General features: G+C 42.6%; 26 protein-coding genes. 24 read left to right on the forward strand and 2 right to left on the reverse strand.

All coding sequences use genetic code 11. From position 1 onward, the window contains the following. The first annotated feature begins 2 nt into the window (after positions 1 to 2). From rpsS to Q8W26_RS12610, 24 genes are all read left to right on the forward strand, one after another. Entirely contained in the window at positions 3 to 278 is a 276-nt protein-coding gene (rpsS, locus tag Q8W26_RS12495) for a 30S ribosomal protein S19 (RefSeq protein WP_101213200.1), read from the forward strand. 11 nt (positions 279 to 289) lie between these two features. After that, positions 290 to 622 (forward strand): 50S ribosomal protein L22, encoded by a 333-nt coding sequence (gene rplV, locus Q8W26_RS12500; protein WP_101213199.1) that lies wholly within the window; start codon positions 290 to 292, stop codon positions 620 to 622. Positions 623 to 631: 9 nt separating this feature from the next. After that, positions 632 to 1,321 carry a 30S ribosomal protein S3 gene (rpsC, locus tag Q8W26_RS12505; protein ID WP_101213198.1) on the forward strand — a complete coding sequence of 230 codons (690 nt, stop codon included), beginning with the start codon at positions 632 to 634 and terminating at the stop codon, positions 1,319 to 1,321. An 11-nt stretch (positions 1,322 to 1,332) separates the two neighbouring features. After that, entirely contained in the window at positions 1,333 to 1,743 is a 411-nt protein-coding gene (rplP, locus tag Q8W26_RS12510; protein ID WP_101213197.1) for a 50S ribosomal protein L16, read from the forward strand. After that, on the forward strand, positions 1,743 to 1,934 hold the full coding sequence (gene rpmC / locus Q8W26_RS12515; RefSeq protein ID WP_101213196.1) for a 50S ribosomal protein L29: 192 nt from the start codon (positions 1,743 to 1,745) through the stop codon (positions 1,932 to 1,934). Before rplP ends, rpmC begins: the two co-directional genes overlap by 1 nt. Continuing rightward, a complete protein-coding gene (gene rpsQ, locus Q8W26_RS12520) occupies positions 1,934 to 2,182 on the forward strand; it encodes a 30S ribosomal protein S17 (protein WP_101213195.1) in 249 nt (82 codons plus the stop codon). Before rpmC ends, rpsQ begins: the two co-directional genes overlap by 1 nt. 296 nt (positions 2,183 to 2,478) lie before the next feature. After that, positions 2,479 to 2,847, forward strand: a complete 369-nt coding sequence (gene rplN / locus Q8W26_RS12525; RefSeq protein WP_101213194.1) for a 50S ribosomal protein L14 — start codon at positions 2,479 to 2,481, stop codon at positions 2,845 to 2,847. A 10-nt stretch (positions 2,848 to 2,857) separates the two neighbouring features. Next, positions 2,858 to 3,166, forward strand: a complete 309-nt coding sequence (rplX, locus tag Q8W26_RS12530) for a 50S ribosomal protein L24 (RefSeq protein ID WP_101213193.1) — start codon at positions 2,858 to 2,860, stop codon at positions 3,164 to 3,166. 13 nt (positions 3,167 to 3,179) lie between these two features. Further along, positions 3,180 to 3,719, forward strand: a complete 540-nt coding sequence (rplE, locus tag Q8W26_RS12535; protein WP_101213192.1) for a 50S ribosomal protein L5 — start codon at positions 3,180 to 3,182, stop codon at positions 3,717 to 3,719. A gap of 11 nt (positions 3,720 to 3,730) precedes the next feature. Further along, positions 3,731 to 4,036, forward strand: a complete 306-nt coding sequence (gene rpsN / locus Q8W26_RS12540; RefSeq protein WP_101213191.1) for a 30S ribosomal protein S14 — start codon at positions 3,731 to 3,733, stop codon at positions 4,034 to 4,036. A gap of 15 nt (positions 4,037 to 4,051) precedes the next feature. Then, a complete protein-coding gene (rpsH, locus tag Q8W26_RS12545; protein WP_101213190.1) occupies positions 4,052 to 4,444 on the forward strand; it encodes a 30S ribosomal protein S8 in 393 nt (130 codons plus the stop codon). 13 nt (positions 4,445 to 4,457) lie between these two features. Then, complete coding sequence (gene rplF, locus Q8W26_RS12550; RefSeq protein ID WP_101213189.1) at positions 4,458 to 4,991, forward strand: 50S ribosomal protein L6; 534 nt, start codon at positions 4,458 to 4,460, stop codon at positions 4,989 to 4,991. Between the two features lie 9 nt (positions 4,992 to 5,000). Further along, positions 5,001 to 5,354 (forward strand): 50S ribosomal protein L18, encoded by a 354-nt coding sequence (rplR, locus tag Q8W26_RS12555; protein WP_101213188.1) that lies wholly within the window; start codon positions 5,001 to 5,003, stop codon positions 5,352 to 5,354. Between the two features lie 9 nt (positions 5,355 to 5,363). After that, entirely contained in the window at positions 5,364 to 5,867 is a 504-nt protein-coding gene (rpsE, locus tag Q8W26_RS12560) for a 30S ribosomal protein S5 (RefSeq protein WP_101213187.1), read from the forward strand. A gap of 3 nt (positions 5,868 to 5,870) precedes the next feature. Then, positions 5,871 to 6,053 (forward strand): 50S ribosomal protein L30, encoded by a 183-nt coding sequence (rpmD, locus tag Q8W26_RS12565; protein ID WP_101213186.1) that lies wholly within the window; start codon positions 5,871 to 5,873, stop codon positions 6,051 to 6,053. A 3-nt stretch (positions 6,054 to 6,056) separates the two neighbouring features. Then, on the forward strand, positions 6,057 to 6,491 hold the full coding sequence (gene rplO / locus Q8W26_RS12570) for a 50S ribosomal protein L15 (RefSeq protein WP_101213185.1): 435 nt from the start codon (positions 6,057 to 6,059) through the stop codon (positions 6,489 to 6,491). 6 nt (positions 6,492 to 6,497) lie between these two features. Further along, entirely contained in the window at positions 6,498 to 7,820 is a 1,323-nt protein-coding gene (secY, locus tag Q8W26_RS12575) for a preprotein translocase subunit SecY (protein WP_101213184.1), read from the forward strand. Positions 7,821 to 7,855: 35 nt separating this feature from the next. Then, positions 7,856 to 7,969: a 50S ribosomal protein L36 gene (gene rpmJ / locus Q8W26_RS12580; protein ID WP_101213183.1), complete on the forward strand. Its 114-nt coding sequence runs from the start codon at positions 7,856 to 7,858 to the stop codon at positions 7,967 to 7,969. A gap of 127 nt (positions 7,970 to 8,096) precedes the next feature. Next, positions 8,097 to 8,453 (forward strand): 30S ribosomal protein S13, encoded by a 357-nt coding sequence (gene rpsM, locus Q8W26_RS12585; protein ID WP_101213182.1) that lies wholly within the window; start codon positions 8,097 to 8,099, stop codon positions 8,451 to 8,453. Positions 8,454 to 8,465: 12 nt separating this feature from the next. Beyond that, positions 8,466 to 8,855 carry a 30S ribosomal protein S11 gene (gene rpsK / locus Q8W26_RS12590; protein ID WP_101213181.1) on the forward strand — a complete coding sequence of 130 codons (390 nt, stop codon included), beginning with the start codon at positions 8,466 to 8,468 and terminating at the stop codon, positions 8,853 to 8,855. A gap of 28 nt (positions 8,856 to 8,883) precedes the next feature. Next, positions 8,884 to 9,504: a 30S ribosomal protein S4 gene (rpsD, locus tag Q8W26_RS12595; RefSeq protein ID WP_101213180.1), complete on the forward strand. Its 621-nt coding sequence runs from the start codon at positions 8,884 to 8,886 to the stop codon at positions 9,502 to 9,504. A 23-nt stretch (positions 9,505 to 9,527) separates the two neighbouring features. Beyond that, positions 9,528 to 10,517: a DNA-directed RNA polymerase subunit alpha gene (rpoA, locus tag Q8W26_RS12600; protein ID WP_101213179.1), complete on the forward strand. Its 990-nt coding sequence runs from the start codon at positions 9,528 to 9,530 to the stop codon at positions 10,515 to 10,517. Between the two features lie 50 nt (positions 10,518 to 10,567). Beyond that, complete coding sequence (gene rplQ / locus Q8W26_RS12605) at positions 10,568 to 10,960, forward strand: 50S ribosomal protein L17 (RefSeq protein WP_101213178.1); 393 nt, start codon at positions 10,568 to 10,570, stop codon at positions 10,958 to 10,960. A 208-nt stretch (positions 10,961 to 11,168) separates the two neighbouring features. Then, positions 11,169 to 11,606 carry a hypothetical protein gene (locus tag Q8W26_RS12610; protein ID WP_101213177.1) on the forward strand — a complete coding sequence of 146 codons (438 nt, stop codon included), beginning with the start codon at positions 11,169 to 11,171 and terminating at the stop codon, positions 11,604 to 11,606. 101 nt (positions 11,607 to 11,707) lie between these two features. Here the strand turns inward: Q8W26_RS12610 and hemB are convergent, their stop codons facing one another. Together hemB and Q8W26_RS12620 are read right to left on the reverse strand one after the other, a co-directional pair. Then, positions 11,708 to 12,715, reverse strand: a complete 1,008-nt coding sequence (hemB, locus tag Q8W26_RS12615; RefSeq protein ID WP_101213176.1) for a porphobilinogen synthase — start codon at positions 12,713 to 12,715, stop codon at positions 11,708 to 11,710. A 25-nt stretch (positions 12,716 to 12,740) separates the two neighbouring features. Continuing rightward, on the reverse strand, positions 12,741 to 14,603 hold the full coding sequence (locus Q8W26_RS12620; protein ID WP_305473570.1) for a diguanylate cyclase: 1,863 nt from the start codon (positions 14,601 to 14,603) through the stop codon (positions 12,741 to 12,743). Positions 14,604 to 14,618: the final 15 nt, after the last annotated feature.

Genomic DNA, 14,618 nt, shown 5'->3' on the forward strand with positions numbered 1-14,618 from the left:
CTATGCCACGTTCTCTCAAGAAGGGTCCTTTCATTGACCTACACTTGTTAAAGAAGGTAGAGACAGCAGTGGAAAGCGAGAGCAAAAAGCCTATTAAGACTTGGTCTCGTCGTTCAATGATCATTCCTGATATGATCGGATTGACCATCGCTGTCCATAATGGTCGTCAACACGTTCCAGTATTTGTTACCGAAGATATGATCGGTCACAAACTGGGTGAATTTGCACCAACTCGTACTTATCGCGGCCACGCTGCTGATAAGAAAGCGAAGAAATAAGGGAGTTAAAGATGGAAGTTCTTGCTAAACATCGTTATGCCCAGATTTCTCCGCAGAAAGTACGTCTGGTAGCAGATCAAATCCGCGGCTTATCAGTTGCAGATGCGATCGACGTTTTAACTTACAGCCCTAAAAAAGCGGCTGGTCTAGTTAAGAAAGTGCTTGAGTCAGCAATGGCTAATGCAGAGCACAATGAAGGTGCAGACATTGATGAGCTAGTAGTAGCTAAGGTTTTCGTAGACGAAGGCCCTACTATGAAACGCATCATGCCTCGTGCGAAGGGTCGTGCAGACCGTATTCTTAAGCGTAGCAGTCACATTTCTGTGATTGTTTCAGATAGCTAGGAGCAAGCAATGGGACAAAAAGTACATCCTAATGGTATCCGCCTAGGTATCTCGAAGCCTTGGAATTCTACTTGGTTCGCGGAATCAAAAGATTTTGCAGATAACCTACACGGTGACCACCAGGTTCGTAAGTTCTTAGTAAAAGAACTTGCTAAAGCCTCTGTATCTCGCATCGTTATCGAACGCCCAGCGAAAAGCATTCGTGTGACTATTCACACTGCTCGTCCTGGTGTTGTTATCGGTAAGAAAGGCGAAGATGTTGAAAAACTACGTAAGCACATCACTAAAATTACTGGTGTACCTGCGCAAATCAACATTGCAGAAATTCGTAAGCCTGACCTAGATGCTAAACTAGTAGCTGAAGGTATCGCTAGTCAACTTGAGCGTCGTGTTATGTTCCGTCGTGCTATGAAGCGCGCAGTACAAAACGCAATGCGTCAAGGCGCTAAAGGTATCAAAGTACAAGTTGGTGGTCGTCTAGGTGGTGCTGAAATCGCACGTTCAGAATGGTATCGTGAAGGTCGTGTACCTCTACATACTCTTCGTGCTGACATCGATTACGCAACGGCTGAAGGTCTAACACAATACGGTATCTTAGGTATCAAAGTGTGGATCTACAAAGGTGACGTTCTAGGTGGTTTACCACTTAAAACAGAAGAGCCTAAGAAGCCAGCTAAGCGTAAGCAACGCGGTAAATAGGAGACTGAATCATGTTACAACCAAAACGTATGAAGTTTCGTAAAATGCACAAAGGCCGTAACCGTGGCGTAGCTAAAGGATCTGAAGTTTCTTTCGGTGAATTTGGTCTTAAAGCGGTTGGTCGTGGGCGTCTTACTGCTCGTCAAATCGAAGCTGCACGTCGTGCTATGACTCGTCATGTTAAGCGTCAAGGTAAAATCTGGATTCGTGTTTTCCCAGATAAGCCAATTACCTCTAAGCCATTAGAAGTTCGTATGGGTAAAGGTAAAGGTAACGTTGAATACTGGATTTGTCAGATTCAACCAGGCCGCGTTTTATATGAAATGGAAGGTGTACCAGAAGAACTTGCTCGTGAAGCATTTGAACTGGCTGCAACTAAACTTCCTATGAAAACTACTTTTGTAACTCGGACGGTGATGTAATGAATACAGTCGAACTGAGAGAAAAGTCGGTTGAAGAGCTGAACACAGCGCTATTAGAATTATTACGTGAGCAATTTAACTTACGTATGCAAAATAGCACTGGTCAGCTTGCTCAAACTCACTTGTTAAAGAATGTGCGTCGCGATATCGCACGTGTTAAAACCATTCTAAACCAGAAGGCAGGTGCATAATGAGCGATAAGATCCGTACTCTTCAAGGTCGCGTAGTTAGCGACAAAATGGACAAATCAATTGTTGTCCTTATTGAACGTCGTGTAAAGCATCCTATGTATGGCAAGTTTTTAACTCGCTCTACAAAGATCCATGCTCATGACGAGACAAACCAGTGTAAAGAAGGTGACTTAGTAGCGATTCGCGAATGTCGTCCTCTATCTAAGACTAAGTCTTGGACTCTGGAATCAATCATCAAAACTGCTTAATTCAATTAAGTAAATCTGATGATTAAAAAGCGGCCTTCGGGTCGCTTTTTTTTTACCATCTGGAATATTGTGAACAAAATCACGTCAAAATATAAGCTCGTTTAATGATGTTTTTGTCTTATGTTGTTGATTTTGAATGCGATAGTTCCCTAAAAAGGTGACTTTCGATAATTGTATATTCAATGAACATTTAACTATCTATATAAAATTTGATTTGTTATACTATCGCGCCTCTTAATGGGAAGGGGTCCATATCAGTCGATGTGGATTTAGTTAAATATAGCGGAGCATATAATATGATCCAAATGCAATCTAAACTTGACGTAGCAGATAACTCTGGCGCACGTCGAGTACAGTGTATTAAGGTTCTTGGCGGTTCTCACCGTCGTTATGCGCGCGTTGGTGATATCATCAAAGTTTCTGTTAAAGAAGCTATTCCTCGCGGTAAAGTGAAGAAAGGTGATGTAATGAACGCCGTAGTTGTTCGTACGTCTAAAGCAATCCGTCGTGCAGACGGCAGCGCAATTCGTTTCGACAACAATGCAGCTGTAATGTTAAATGCTAACTTACAGCCTGTTGGTACTCGAATCTTTGGTCCAGTAACGCGTGAACTACGTACAGAAAAGTTCATGAAAATCGTTTCTCTGGCTCCAGAAGTACTGTAAGGAATTAATCATGGCAGCGAAAATTCGTCAAAATGATGAAATCATTGTTATTGCTGGTAAAGATAAAGGCAAAACGGGTAAAGTTACTCGCATTTTAGCCGACGGCAAAGCAATTGTAGAAGGTGTAAACCTTGTCAAGAAACACCAAAAGCCAAACCCACAATTGGGCGTAGCTGGCGGTATTATTGAGAAAGAAGCACCAATCCAAGTATCTAACATTGCACTTGTAGACGCCACTGGCAAAGCAAGTCGTGTTGGTTTCCGACTAGAAGACGGCAAAAAAGTCCGTTTCTTCAAGTCTAATAATGAACTAGTTTAATTCGGAGATAACGATGGCGAAACTGCATGGTTATTATAACGAGACTGTTGTAAACCAACTTAAAGAAGAGTTCGGCTTTACCAGTGTCATGCAAGTCCCTCGGATTGAAAAAATCACCCTAAATATGGGTGTTGGTGAAGCACTATCTGATAAGAAAGTTTTAGAGCACGCAGTTAAAGATATGACTGCTATCTCTGGTCAAAAGCCAGTGATCACTAAAGCTCGTAAATCAGTAGCTGGCTTCAAAATCCGTGAAGGCTACCCTATTGGTTGTAAAGTAACTCTACGTGGCGAACGTATGTGGGAATTCTTAGAGCGTTTAATCTCTATTTCAATTCCTCGTATCCGTGATTTCCGTGGTTTAAGCGATAAGTCTTTTGACGGTCGTGGTAACTACAGCATGGGTGTACGTGAGCAGATCATCTTCCCAGAAATTGATTACGATAAAGTAGATAAAATCCGTGGTATGGATATTACCATTGGTACTACTGCATCTAACAATGCTGAAGGTCGTGCTCTGTTAGCCGCATTCAACTTCCCATTCCGCAAATAAGGTGTAGGGTTATGGCAAAGCAATCAATGAAGGCCCGCGAGGCCAAACGCGAAAAATTAGCTGCTAAGTTCGCTGAAAAGCGTGCAGCTCTAAAAGCGATTATCAGCAGCACTACTGCTTCTGAAGAAGAAAAGTGGGATGCAGTTTTAACACTGCAATCATTGCCACGTGATTCTAGTAAGTCACGTGCTCGCAACCGTTGTAACGTTACTGGCCGTCCACACGGTTACGTACGTAAGTTCGGCATGAGTCGTATCAAAGTTCGCGAAGCTGCGATGCGTGGTGAAATCCCTGGCTTAACAAAAGCCTCTTGGTAATCGGAGTAAGCTAATATGAGCATGCAAGATCCTATCTCGGATATGTTAACACGTATTCGTAATGGTCAGAAAGCAGTGAAAACTGTTGTATCAATGCCTTCTTCAAAACTTAAAGTAGCAATTGCTAAGTTACTTAAAGAGGAAGGTTATATCACTGACTACGCTGTTTCTGGTGACGTAAAATCAGAATTAGAAGTTACTTTAAAGTACTTCGAAGGCAAAAAAGTTATTGAAACTATCCAACGTGTAAGCCGTCCAGGTTTACGCATTTATAAAGGCAAAGACGAGCTACCTAAAGTTATGGGTGGCATGGGCGTTGCTGTAGTTTCTACTTCTAAAGGTTTGATGACCGACCGTGCTGCACGTGCTGCAGGCATGGGTGGCGAGATCATCTGCTACGTAGCTTAATAAGGAGTTAATAATGTCACGTGTCGCAAAAGCACCCGTTGCAATTCCTGCTGGCGTAGAGATTTCTCTAAACGGTCAGGAAATTACTGTTAAAGGCAGTAAAGGTTCACTAACTCGCGTTATTAATAGCGAAGTAGCCTTAGCCGTTGAAGACAATGCTGTTACATTTGGACCTGCTGAAGGTTCAGTGAACGGTTGGGCACAAGCTGGTACAGCTCGCGCTTTAGTTAACAACATGGTTATAGGTACAAGCAACGGTTTCGAAAAGAAACTTGAGCTAGTTGGTGTTGGTTACCGTGCTAAAGTTTCTGGTAACGCAATCGATCTTTCACTTGGTTTTTCTCACCCTGTAGTACACCAACTTCCAGAAGGTGTATCTGCTGAGACTCCAAGTCAAACTGAAATCATTCTTAAGGGCGTAGACAACCAGGTTGTAAACCAGGTTGCTGCTGAAATCCGCGGATACCGTCCACCAGAGCCTTACAAAGGTAAAGGTGTTCGTTACGCTGATGAGCATGTTCGCCGTAAAGAAGCTAAGAAGAAGTAGGTAATTACGATGGATAAGAAAGCAACTCGTTTGCGCCGTGCTACTCGCACTCGCGCAAAAATGGCTGAGTTAGGCGCTACGCGTCTTGTTGTACACCGTACATCTAGCCATATCTACGCTCAAGTAATCGCTGCTGGTACTGGCGAAGTAGTAGCAAGTGCCTCTACTGTAGAAAAAGCGATCCGTTCTGAACTTAAGAACACTGGTAACGTTGAAGCGGCGACTATCGTCGGTAAAACTGTTGCAGAACGTGCTTCTGAAAAGGGTGTAACAGCTGTTGCATTCGATCGTTCAGGTTTCAAATACCACGGCCGCGTTGAAGCATTAGCTAATGCTGCACGTGAAGCTGGTCTGAAATTCTAGGAGTAGGGCATGGCAAAGTTTGAAGAACAACAACAAAGCGATATGGCTGAAAAGCTAATCGCAGTAAACCGTGTATCTAAAGTAGTTAAAGGTGGTCGTATCTTTAGCTTCACAGCACTAACAGTAGTTGGTGACGGTGCAGGTAAAATTGGTTTTGGTTACGGTAAAGCACGTGAAGTTCCAGCTGCTATTCAAAAAGCAATGGAAAAAGCGCGTCGTAACTTAGTAACTGTTAACCTACGTGGTACTACATTGCAACACGCAATCAAAGGTAAGCACTCTGGTTCACAAGTTTACATGCAACCAGCATCAGACGGTACTGGTATCATCGCCGGTGGTGCAATGCGTGCAGTACTTGAAGTTGCAGGTGTACAAAACGTACTATCTAAAGCTTACGGTTCTACTAACCCGATCAACATCGTTCGTGCAACGTTCAACGCTTTAGAAGGTATGAATACTCCTTCTGCTATTGCTGCGAAACGTGGTCTGAGCGTTAAAGAGATCCTGGAGTAAGAAATGGCTAAGAAAACAGTTAAAGTAACTCAGGTAAAAAGCTCAATCGGCCGTTTACCTAAGCACAAAGCTTGTTTAGCAGGTCTTGGCTTACGTCGCATTAACCACACTGTTGAACTAGAAGATACTCCTTCTGTTCGCGGTATGATTAATAAAGTTTACTACATGGTTAAGGTAGAGGATTAAGACATGCGTTTAAATACTCTTTCTCCAGCTGCAGGTTCTAAGAAAGTAGCTAAGCGTGTAGGCCGTGGTATCGGTTCTGGTCTTGGTAAGACTGGTGGTCGTGGTCACAAAGGTCTAAAATCACGTTCTGGCGGTAGTGTACGTCCAGGTTTTGAAGGTGGTCAAATGCCTTTGAAACAACGTTTACCAAAATTTGGTTTTACTTCACGTAAAGCCTTGGTAACAGCTGAAGTTCGTTTACACGAGATTGCTAAAGTGTCTGGTGACGTAGTTGAACTGGCTAGCTTAATGGAAGCTAATGTTATTACACGTAACATTAAGTTTGCTAAAGTAGTACTTTCGGGTACTATTGAGCGTCCAGTGACCGTTAAAGGTCTACGTGTAACTAAAGGCGCTCGCGCAGCTATTGAAGCTGCCGGTGGCAAAATCGAGGAATAGTAGCTGATGGCTAAGCCAGGAAAAGATTTACAAGGTGCGCAAGGTGGTCTTTCAGAATTGAAAGCACGCTTGTGGTTCGTTTTAGGCGCGATTATCGTGTTCAGAGCCGGCTCATTTGTGCCAATTCCTGGTGTTGACGCCGCTGTACTAGCCCAGCTGTTTGAACAGCAAAAAGGAACTATCCTGAGCATGTTTAACATGTTTTCAGGTGGTGCCCTTGAACGTGCCTCTATCTTTGCTTTAGGGATCATGCCATACATTTCTGCAAGTATTATCATGCAGCTAATGACCGTGGTACATCCGGCTATGGCAGAGCTTAAAAAAGAGGGTGAGGCTGGTCGCCGTAAGATCAGTCAATATACTCGCTGGGGCACATTAGTGTTGGCAACATTCCAAGCAATCGGAATTGCAACGGGGTTGCCAAACCTTATCAACGGACTTGTAGCTAATCCAGGCCCTGCTTTCTACTTTGTAGCAGTAGTGAGTTTGGTAACAGGTACAATGTTCTTGATGTGGTTAGGTGAACAAATTACAGAGCGTGGTATCGGTAACGGTATCTCAATCTTAATTTTTGCCGGTATTGTTGCCGGTCTACCGTCTGCACTAGGCGAAACAGTTGAGCAAGCGCGTCAAGGGGATTTAAATATACTACTGGCATTGTTATTGGCCGGAATTATGTTCGCCGTCACATATATTGTGGTGTTCGTCGAGCGCGGGCAGCGTCGCATTGTGGTAAACTATGCGAAACGTCAGCAAGGCCGTAAGGTTTTTGCAGCGCAAAGCACACACTTACCGTTAAAGGTAAACATGGCGGGTGTTATCCCACCAATATTTGCATCAAGCATCATCCTGTTCCCAGGTACATTGGGTCAATGGTTTGGTCAAACAGAAGGTTTGACTTGGCTAGCTGATATTTCTCTGGCAATTGCGCCGGGGCAACCACTGTATTCAATGCTTTATGCAGCTGCTATAATCTTCTTCTGTTTTTTCTACACGGCTCTTGTTTTCAATCCGCGTGAAACTGCAGATAACTTGAAGAAAAGTGGTGCATTTGTTCCAGGAATTCGCCCTGGTGAGCAAACATCAAAATACATTGATAAAGTAATGACACGTTTAACCTTCGCGGGTGCGTTGTATATTACCTTTATTTGTTTGGTACCAGAATTCATGACCATGTCTATGAATGTACAATTCTACTTCGGTGGCACATCGCTATTGATTATGGTTGTGGTAATCATGGATTTCATGGCTCAAGTTCAGACCCATCTGATGTCTCATCAGTATGATTCGGTCATGAAAAAAGCAAATCTTAAAGGTGTTGGCCGATAGGCTGACAACTTAAGAATATATATCGGAGTAATGATATGAAAGTTCGTGCATCGGTAAAGAAAATCTGCCGTAACTGTAAAGTTATCAAACGCCATGGCGTGGTTCGCGTAATTTGCGTAGAACCTAGACATAAACAACGTCAAGGCTAATATCGTCAGATATTGCACCAAGTTGCTTAATTAAACTTGGTGCAAATATTATTTGCAAACTGACATGAGGTCGAGTATCCTAACGGGCTTTTCGACCCCAGTCCATTAAACTTAGAGGAGTGCTACAGTGGCCCGTATCGCTGGCATTAACATTCCTGATCACAAACACACAGTAATCGCACTGACTGCCATTTATGGTATCGGTCTTACTCGTGCACAAGCTATTTGTGCAGAAACGGGTATTGCTGAAGATGTTAAGATCAAGGAATTAGACGAAACACAATTAGATGTTCTACGTAACGCCGTTGGCGAATTCACCGTTGAAGGTGATTTACGTCGTGAAGTTTCTATGAACATTAAACGACTAATGGATCTCGGTTGTAACCGCGGTCTGCGTCATCGTAAGAGCTTGCCTCTACGTGGACAGCGTACTAAGACTAACGCTCGTACTCGTAAAGGTCCTCGTAAACCAATTAAGAAGTAGGCGGGATAAATAATGGCTAAAACTCCATCACGTTCTCGTAAGCGCGTACGTAAGCAAGTCGCAGACGGCATGGCACACATCCATGCTTCTTTTAACAACACAATCATTACGTTGACTGATCGCCAAGGTAACGCTCTTTCATGGGCAACATCTGGTGGTTCTGGCTTCCGTGGTTCTCGTAAATCAACTCCGTTCGCTGCACAGGTTGCTGCTGAGCGTGCAGGTGAAGCTGCGAAAGAATACGGTTTAAAGAACATTGAAGTATTCGTAAAAGGTCCGGGACCAGGTCGTGAATCAGCAATCCGTGCATTAAATGCAGTGGGTTACAAGATCACTAACATCACTGATGTTACACCTATTCCGCACAATGGTTGTCGTCCACCTAAGAAACGTCGCGTTTAAGACGTCTTAGGCAAGTTGGAGAAGAAACATGGCAAGATATTTGGGTCCAAAACTCAAACTAAGCCGTAGAGAAGGTACTGACCTTTTCTTGAAGAGTGGCGTTCGTGCAATCGACTCTAAGTGTAACATCGAGCAAGTGCCTGGTGTTCACGGAGCGCGCAGAACCCGTCTATCAGAATACGGTATTCAATTACGTGAAAAGCAAAAAGTACGTCGTATGTACGGTGTATTAGAAAAGCAATTCCGTAACTACTATAAAGATGCAGCACGTCTAAAAGGTAACACAGGTGAAAACCTATTAGTTATCCTTGAAGGTCGTCTGGATAACGTTGTTTACCGCATGGGCTTCGGCTCTACACGTGCTGAGTCACGTCAACTAGTTAGCCACAAAGCTATTCTAGTAAACGGTAAAGTAGTAAACATTCCGTCGTATAACGTTAAGCCTAGCGACGTAATCAGCGTTCGCGAAAAATCTAAGAAGCAAGCACGTATTGCCGCTTCATTAGAATTGGCCGCACAACGCGAGCCAAGCGCTTGGGTTGAAGTTGACAGCACTAAAGTTGAAGGTACTTTTAAACGCCTTCCAGAACGTAGTGATTTGTCTGCGGAAATCAACGAACAGCTGATCGTCGAGCTTTACTCTAAGTAGAGCTAATAATAAGAGAGGACACAATGCAGGGTTCTGTTACAGAATTTCTAAAGCCACGGCTGGTCGATATCGAGCAAGTCAGTGCTACCCGTTCAAAGGTTATTTTAGAGCCTTTAGAGCGTGGATTTGGTCATACACTAGGCAATGCGCTACGTCGCATTTTACTATCTTCAATGCCTGGTTGTGCAGTGACCGAAGTTGAGATCGATGGTGTACTTCATGAGTACAGCTCTAAAGAGGGCGTTCAAGAAGACGTACTTGAGATTTTGCTAAACCTAAAGGGCTTATCTATTAAGCTTGAAGGTAAAACTGAAGCTATGTTGACACTCACCAAGAGTGGTGCAGGCCCTGTGACTGCAGGTGACATCACCCATGATGGTGATGTTGAAATAGTAAACCCTGAACACGTAATTTGTCATTTAACTAATGATGGCGAAGTTAACATGCGTATCAAGGTTGAAATGGGTCGTGGTTATGAAGCAGCTACAGCTCGTCAATCTGACGAAGATGAAGAACGTCCTATTGGTCGTTTGTTAGTTGACTCTTCTTACAGCCCTGTTGTTCGTATCGCTTACAACGTTGAATCAGCTCGTGTTGAACAACGTACTGACTTAGATAAGTTAGTAATTGATATGACAACTAACGGTACTCTTGATCCTGAAGAAGCGATTCGTCGTGCTTCAACGATCTTAGCTGAGCAATTAGATGCATTCGTAGATTTACGTGATGTAACTGAGCCAGAAGAGAAAGAAGAGAAACCAGAGTTCGATCCGATCCTGCTGCGTCCTGTAGACGATCTAGAACTCACAGTTCGTTCGGCTAACTGTCTGAAAGCCGAAGCTATTCACTATATTGGTGATTTAGTTCAGCGTACTGAGGTTGAGTTACTTAAAACTCCTAACCTTGGTAAGAAATCGCTTACTGAAATTAAAGATGTTCTTGCTTCACGCGGTCTATCTTTAGGTATGCGCCTTGAAAACTGGCCACCGGCTAGTATCGCTGACAGCCTATAGTTTTTATAGATTGTTATAGTCGAACAAGATTTAGTTAAAAGGATAAGGTCATGCGCCATCGTAAGAGTGGACGTCAACTGAACCGTAACAGCAGTCACCGTCAAGCTATGTTCCGTAACATGGCGGTATCTTTGTTAGAAAACGAAGTTATCAAGACAACTTTGCCAAAGGCAAAAGAACTGCGTCGCGTAGTTGAACCATTAATCACACTCGCTAAGAGTGACAGCGTTGCTAACCGTCGTTTAGCATTTGCCCGCACACGTGATAAAGCGGTTGTAGGCAAATTGTTCACCGACCTAGGTAAACGTTATGAAGATCGCCCAGGCGGTTATACTCGTATTCTTAAGTGCGGCTTCCGTGCTGGTGACAACGCTCCAATGGCATACATTGAGCTAGTTAACCGCCCAGTAGTTGAACAAGAAGTAGAGTCTTCAGAAGATTAATTTCTTCAGGTTTAGCTTTTAGCTAAGCCACTTAAAAAACCCAGCTTCGGCTGGGTTTTTTTATGTTTGATTTTTATGCTCACTTTTATTTCAGTTTTTATCCACTATCCACTATCCACTATCCACTATCCACTATCCACTATCTTTACTTTAGAGTTTGATATATAGTCGAAAATACTTTCAGGAAGTTATATTACAAGGATAAGAAATGAATAAAGTATTTGGTCTAGCTGGGTTGATTCTGTTTTCTTCTGCTAACGCAGGTTTTGCCACAGCAGGTGATGTTGAATCTAAAGCAGACATTGATGGTAAGCGGTATACAGACGTTGCTGCGATGTCATCGTCGGACTTTAATCGGCACCTTTCGTTTACGGTCGTTTATCAACCTTTCAATGGTCTTGATCAGCACACAAAAAAAGTAACAACCTCAAAACAGCTTGCCCCTTCAAGCCTTACAACATTATTGAGCATCGAGTCTTCTAATGAACCGGCGGCTAGTCTTGGTGATGTTAAAACCTATAAAACAGTGACTATAACGGATGGTCTTTCTTACGATCATTTTTGGCAATATACATTAATAGAGCAAAAAAATGCAAAGCGGTGGTTATTAACAGAACAGAGAAGTTCAGCACTGCTGAAATCTTAACTGACTTCAATTTGATCAGTCTTCGAGCTGTTTAATTACTTTTTTGAAAACGGAAGCAGAAAGTGAGTAACTTACTCGCTTTCTGCTTCAAAATAACGGTCTTAATCTTCTTTTAACCACTTAGCTACATCTTTAGCAAAATAAGTCAAAATACCGTCCGCTCCGGCACGTTTAAAGCACAACAATGATTCCATCACAACAGACTTCTCATCTAACCAGCCATTCTGTGCAGCAGCTTTATGCATCGCGTATTCACCACTGACCTGATATGCAAACGTAGGAACTGCTAATTCAGTTTTCACTCGACGTACAATGTCAAGATATGGCATGCCTGGTTTAACCATTACAGTGTCAGCGCCTTCAGCTATATCTAAAGCGACTTCATGTATTGCTTCATCGCTATTTGCCGGGTCCATTTGGTAGTTTTTCTTGTTACCGCCTTTAAGGTTGCCTGCAGAACCTACTGCGTCTCTAAAAGGACCGTAATAGGCACTAGCGTATTTTGCTGAATAGGCCATGATTTGGGTGTTAATGTATCCGGCTTCTTCTAACGCTTGTCGTATTGCGCCAATACGCCCATCCATCATATCTGATGGCGCGACCATATCCGCTCCTGCTTCAGCATGAGAGAGTGCTTGCTTGACTAGTAGTTCAGTGGTTACATCATTGAGCACATAGCCATCTTCATCGATTATTCCGTCTTGGCCATGAATAGTGAATGGGTCTAAGGCGACATCTGTAATAACCCCAAGTTCAGGGCATTTTGATTTGACGGCCCTAACTGCTTTTTGAGCCAGGCCTTCAGGGTTATAGGCTTCTTCAGCATCCAGCGATTTTAACGCCGCAGGGGTAACAGGAAACAAAGCAATAGCGGGGATCCCAAGTGATGTTAACTCTTCTGCCTCAGCTACTAATAAATCAATCGAGATGCGATATACACCAGGCATCGATTCTACTTCTTCACGGCGATTTTTACCTTCAACCACAAACATTGGATAAATTAAATCATTGACCGTCAGATTATTTTCTGACATTAAACGGCGACTAAAGTCATGTTTTCTTAAGCGGCGCATACGGCGGTTCGGGTAACTTCCAGTAACGAGGTTCACACTTTACTCCTTAGTTTTTTGATATTTAAGCGGCAACAACTTGATTTCTACCTGAATTTTTTGCCTGATAAAGCGCTTTATCTGCTGCTGAAAATAAAGCGGTTTCTGGCGTTTCAGCATCAACGATGATAGTTGATACTCCTATACTTACAGTCACGTTTAGTTGTGCAGATTCTGTTTTTATTTTAGTGCTTTCGATTTTCTGTCTAATTAGTTCAGCAACTTTTTCTGCCCCTTTGCTATCAGTATTTGATAACAATATCGCAAATTCTTCCCCACCATAACGACAAACATAATCATTAGGCCGACTTAATGCATTTCTTGCAATTTGACTAATGGCGACTAAAACATCATCACCGGCTAGATGTCCGTAAGTATCGTTAACATCTTTAAACTTATCAGCATCTAACAACAGCATCGAAAGTGGAGTGAGCAGACGGCGGCTGAGTCGATACTCAGCACTTAGCCGTTGGTCAAAAAACTTTCTATTTTTTGCTCCAGTGAGGGCGTCATTAGTGGCTTGCTCTTCGAGTTGGCGATTTTTTTCCTGAAGCTCTAAGAGAGTCATATTAAGTTCGAAGTTACGTTCATCAACAGTGGCTTCTAATGTGTCTTGCTCTTCTTGATGAGCAGTAAGTTGTTCTAAATAGTCTTTTGCAAGCCTTTGGTGTGTGATGATCTGCTGTTGTTGTTTCTTGATACGCTTATATTGTTTGTTATTAAACTCTTCTGCTAGCTGGACTGCAAGGACTAATACGTGTGCAAAAACGCCGATTTGGAAAAGATTGTTAACTATCGGATTAAACGTAATCAAGCCGATTACCTGCATTAACTTTAAGCTAAAAGCTGCAATCAAGAGGATGAAGGAGGCCAAAAAAAGCTTGGAAGGTTGTTCGCCTTTTCGTAGGCTTATAATCTGCATTGACGTGATTGCGGCTACAGATAAGTAAAAAAGTGTTACGCCGAGGTAAAAGTCTAGCTGCTCTGGTAGCACTAAGGTCAATAAGCTTATTAATACGGTAGCTGAACCAAACCAAGTGAACATTCGATAAACTTTCACCTGTAATAGGCTTTTTAGCTTTAGAATTGACAGAGAGATTGTAATAAGGAAATAGCATGCGGCGCCGATTAACAATGGCGTGGAAATATTATGCATCCATGCAAAGTCTGGCCATAAGTAAAAGCTTGAATACCCCTCGATCGCTAATAGCAAAAAGAGTAAGGTTACGATATAGGCACCGAAATTAGCATAAATTCTTTTTAAGTTTACTGAATACACATATACGCAGCACATTAATATCGTTAGCAGTCCACCTATTAACATGCCTGTTGTAATACTAGATGCTTCACTTTCGGCACTGGCATCGGTAAAGGTAATAAACCTAAATGGTAAGGAGTATGCCGCAATATCTTTCGAGTTTAGATAAACCGTTAGCATCTTTCCATTAGGTTTTGGTAAAGGGAATAGTAAAGTTCGTGTTAGTAACGGGCGAAATGAAACAGGGTGATCAGTACCAGCGATGAAACTGCTATGTTGCTGCTCATCTATCAAGTGAACTTCAATGCTACTGATTAATGGGTTGCTTATTTCTAATAAGAGGGGCTCTGAACCGTGTTGGAAATGTTCAGATTTCAACGTAAACCTAATCCATTGATTAGCTGCTCTTAGTGTCTTGTCTCGTGCTGCATGATGCCATTGATCATTATGTAGTTTGCTAACTTGAGAAAACGAAAGCTGATTATGGTCGCTATTAAGGCGCTCTATGACTAATTCATCAACATTGATGGCGGAGTTTTTTTCTACGGCGATAACGCATGAAGAAAATGACACTAAGCAGGTGAAGGTTGTAACGATTAATAATATTAAATGCAGTGTTAATCGAGACATCTAGTTAACCTTTGT

The organism is Psychrobium sp. 1_MG-2023 (genome assembly GCF_030689115.1).
GTDB lineage: Bacteria > Pseudomonadota > Gammaproteobacteria > Enterobacterales > Psychrobiaceae > Psychrobium.

What these genes read in the sequence shown, in the direction of transcription:
- rpsS (WP_101213200.1), top strand. Translation starts at nt 3, where the DNA reads ATGCCACGTTCTCTCAAGAAGGGTCCTTTCATTGACCTACACTTGTTA.
- rplV (WP_101213199.1), top strand. Translation starts at nt 290, where the DNA reads ATGGAAGTTCTTGCTAAACATCGTTATGCCCAGATTTCTCCGCAGAAA.
- rpsC (WP_101213198.1), top strand. Translation starts at nt 632, where the DNA reads ATGGGACAAAAAGTACATCCTAATGGTATCCGCCTAGGTATCTCGAAG.
- rplP (WP_101213197.1), top strand. Translation starts at nt 1,333, where the DNA reads ATGTTACAACCAAAACGTATGAAGTTTCGTAAAATGCACAAAGGCCGT.
- rpmC (WP_101213196.1), top strand. Translation starts at nt 1,743, where the DNA reads ATGAATACAGTCGAACTGAGAGAAAAGTCGGTTGAAGAGCTGAACACA.
- rpsQ (WP_101213195.1), top strand. Translation starts at nt 1,934, where the DNA reads ATGAGCGATAAGATCCGTACTCTTCAAGGTCGCGTAGTTAGCGACAAA.
- rplN (WP_101213194.1), top strand. Translation starts at nt 2,479, where the DNA reads ATGATCCAAATGCAATCTAAACTTGACGTAGCAGATAACTCTGGCGCA.
- rplX (WP_101213193.1), top strand. Translation starts at nt 2,858, where the DNA reads ATGGCAGCGAAAATTCGTCAAAATGATGAAATCATTGTTATTGCTGGT.
- rplE (WP_101213192.1), top strand. Translation starts at nt 3,180, where the DNA reads ATGGCGAAACTGCATGGTTATTATAACGAGACTGTTGTAAACCAACTT.
- rpsN (WP_101213191.1), top strand. Translation starts at nt 3,731, where the DNA reads ATGGCAAAGCAATCAATGAAGGCCCGCGAGGCCAAACGCGAAAAATTA.
- rpsH (WP_101213190.1), top strand. Translation starts at nt 4,052, where the DNA reads ATGAGCATGCAAGATCCTATCTCGGATATGTTAACACGTATTCGTAAT.
- rplF (WP_101213189.1), top strand. Translation starts at nt 4,458, where the DNA reads ATGTCACGTGTCGCAAAAGCACCCGTTGCAATTCCTGCTGGCGTAGAG.
- rplR (WP_101213188.1), top strand. Translation starts at nt 5,001, where the DNA reads ATGGATAAGAAAGCAACTCGTTTGCGCCGTGCTACTCGCACTCGCGCA.
- rpsE (WP_101213187.1), top strand. Translation starts at nt 5,364, where the DNA reads ATGGCAAAGTTTGAAGAACAACAACAAAGCGATATGGCTGAAAAGCTA.
- rpmD (WP_101213186.1), top strand. Translation starts at nt 5,871, where the DNA reads ATGGCTAAGAAAACAGTTAAAGTAACTCAGGTAAAAAGCTCAATCGGC.
- rplO (WP_101213185.1), top strand. Translation starts at nt 6,057, where the DNA reads ATGCGTTTAAATACTCTTTCTCCAGCTGCAGGTTCTAAGAAAGTAGCT.
- secY (WP_101213184.1), top strand. Translation starts at nt 6,498, where the DNA reads ATGGCTAAGCCAGGAAAAGATTTACAAGGTGCGCAAGGTGGTCTTTCA.
- rpmJ (WP_101213183.1), top strand. Translation starts at nt 7,856, where the DNA reads ATGAAAGTTCGTGCATCGGTAAAGAAAATCTGCCGTAACTGTAAAGTT.
- rpsK (WP_101213181.1), top strand. Translation starts at nt 8,466, where the DNA reads ATGGCTAAAACTCCATCACGTTCTCGTAAGCGCGTACGTAAGCAAGTC.
- rpsD (WP_101213180.1), top strand. Translation starts at nt 8,884, where the DNA reads ATGGCAAGATATTTGGGTCCAAAACTCAAACTAAGCCGTAGAGAAGGT.
- rpoA (WP_101213179.1), top strand. Translation starts at nt 9,528, where the DNA reads ATGCAGGGTTCTGTTACAGAATTTCTAAAGCCACGGCTGGTCGATATC.
- rplQ (WP_101213178.1), top strand. Translation starts at nt 10,568, where the DNA reads ATGCGCCATCGTAAGAGTGGACGTCAACTGAACCGTAACAGCAGTCAC.
- Q8W26_RS12610 (WP_101213177.1), top strand. Translation starts at nt 11,169, where the DNA reads ATGAATAAAGTATTTGGTCTAGCTGGGTTGATTCTGTTTTCTTCTGCT.
- Q8W26_RS12620 (WP_305473570.1), bottom strand. Translation starts at nt 14,603, where the DNA reads ATGTCTCGATTAACACTGCATTTAATATTATTAATCGTTACAACCTTC.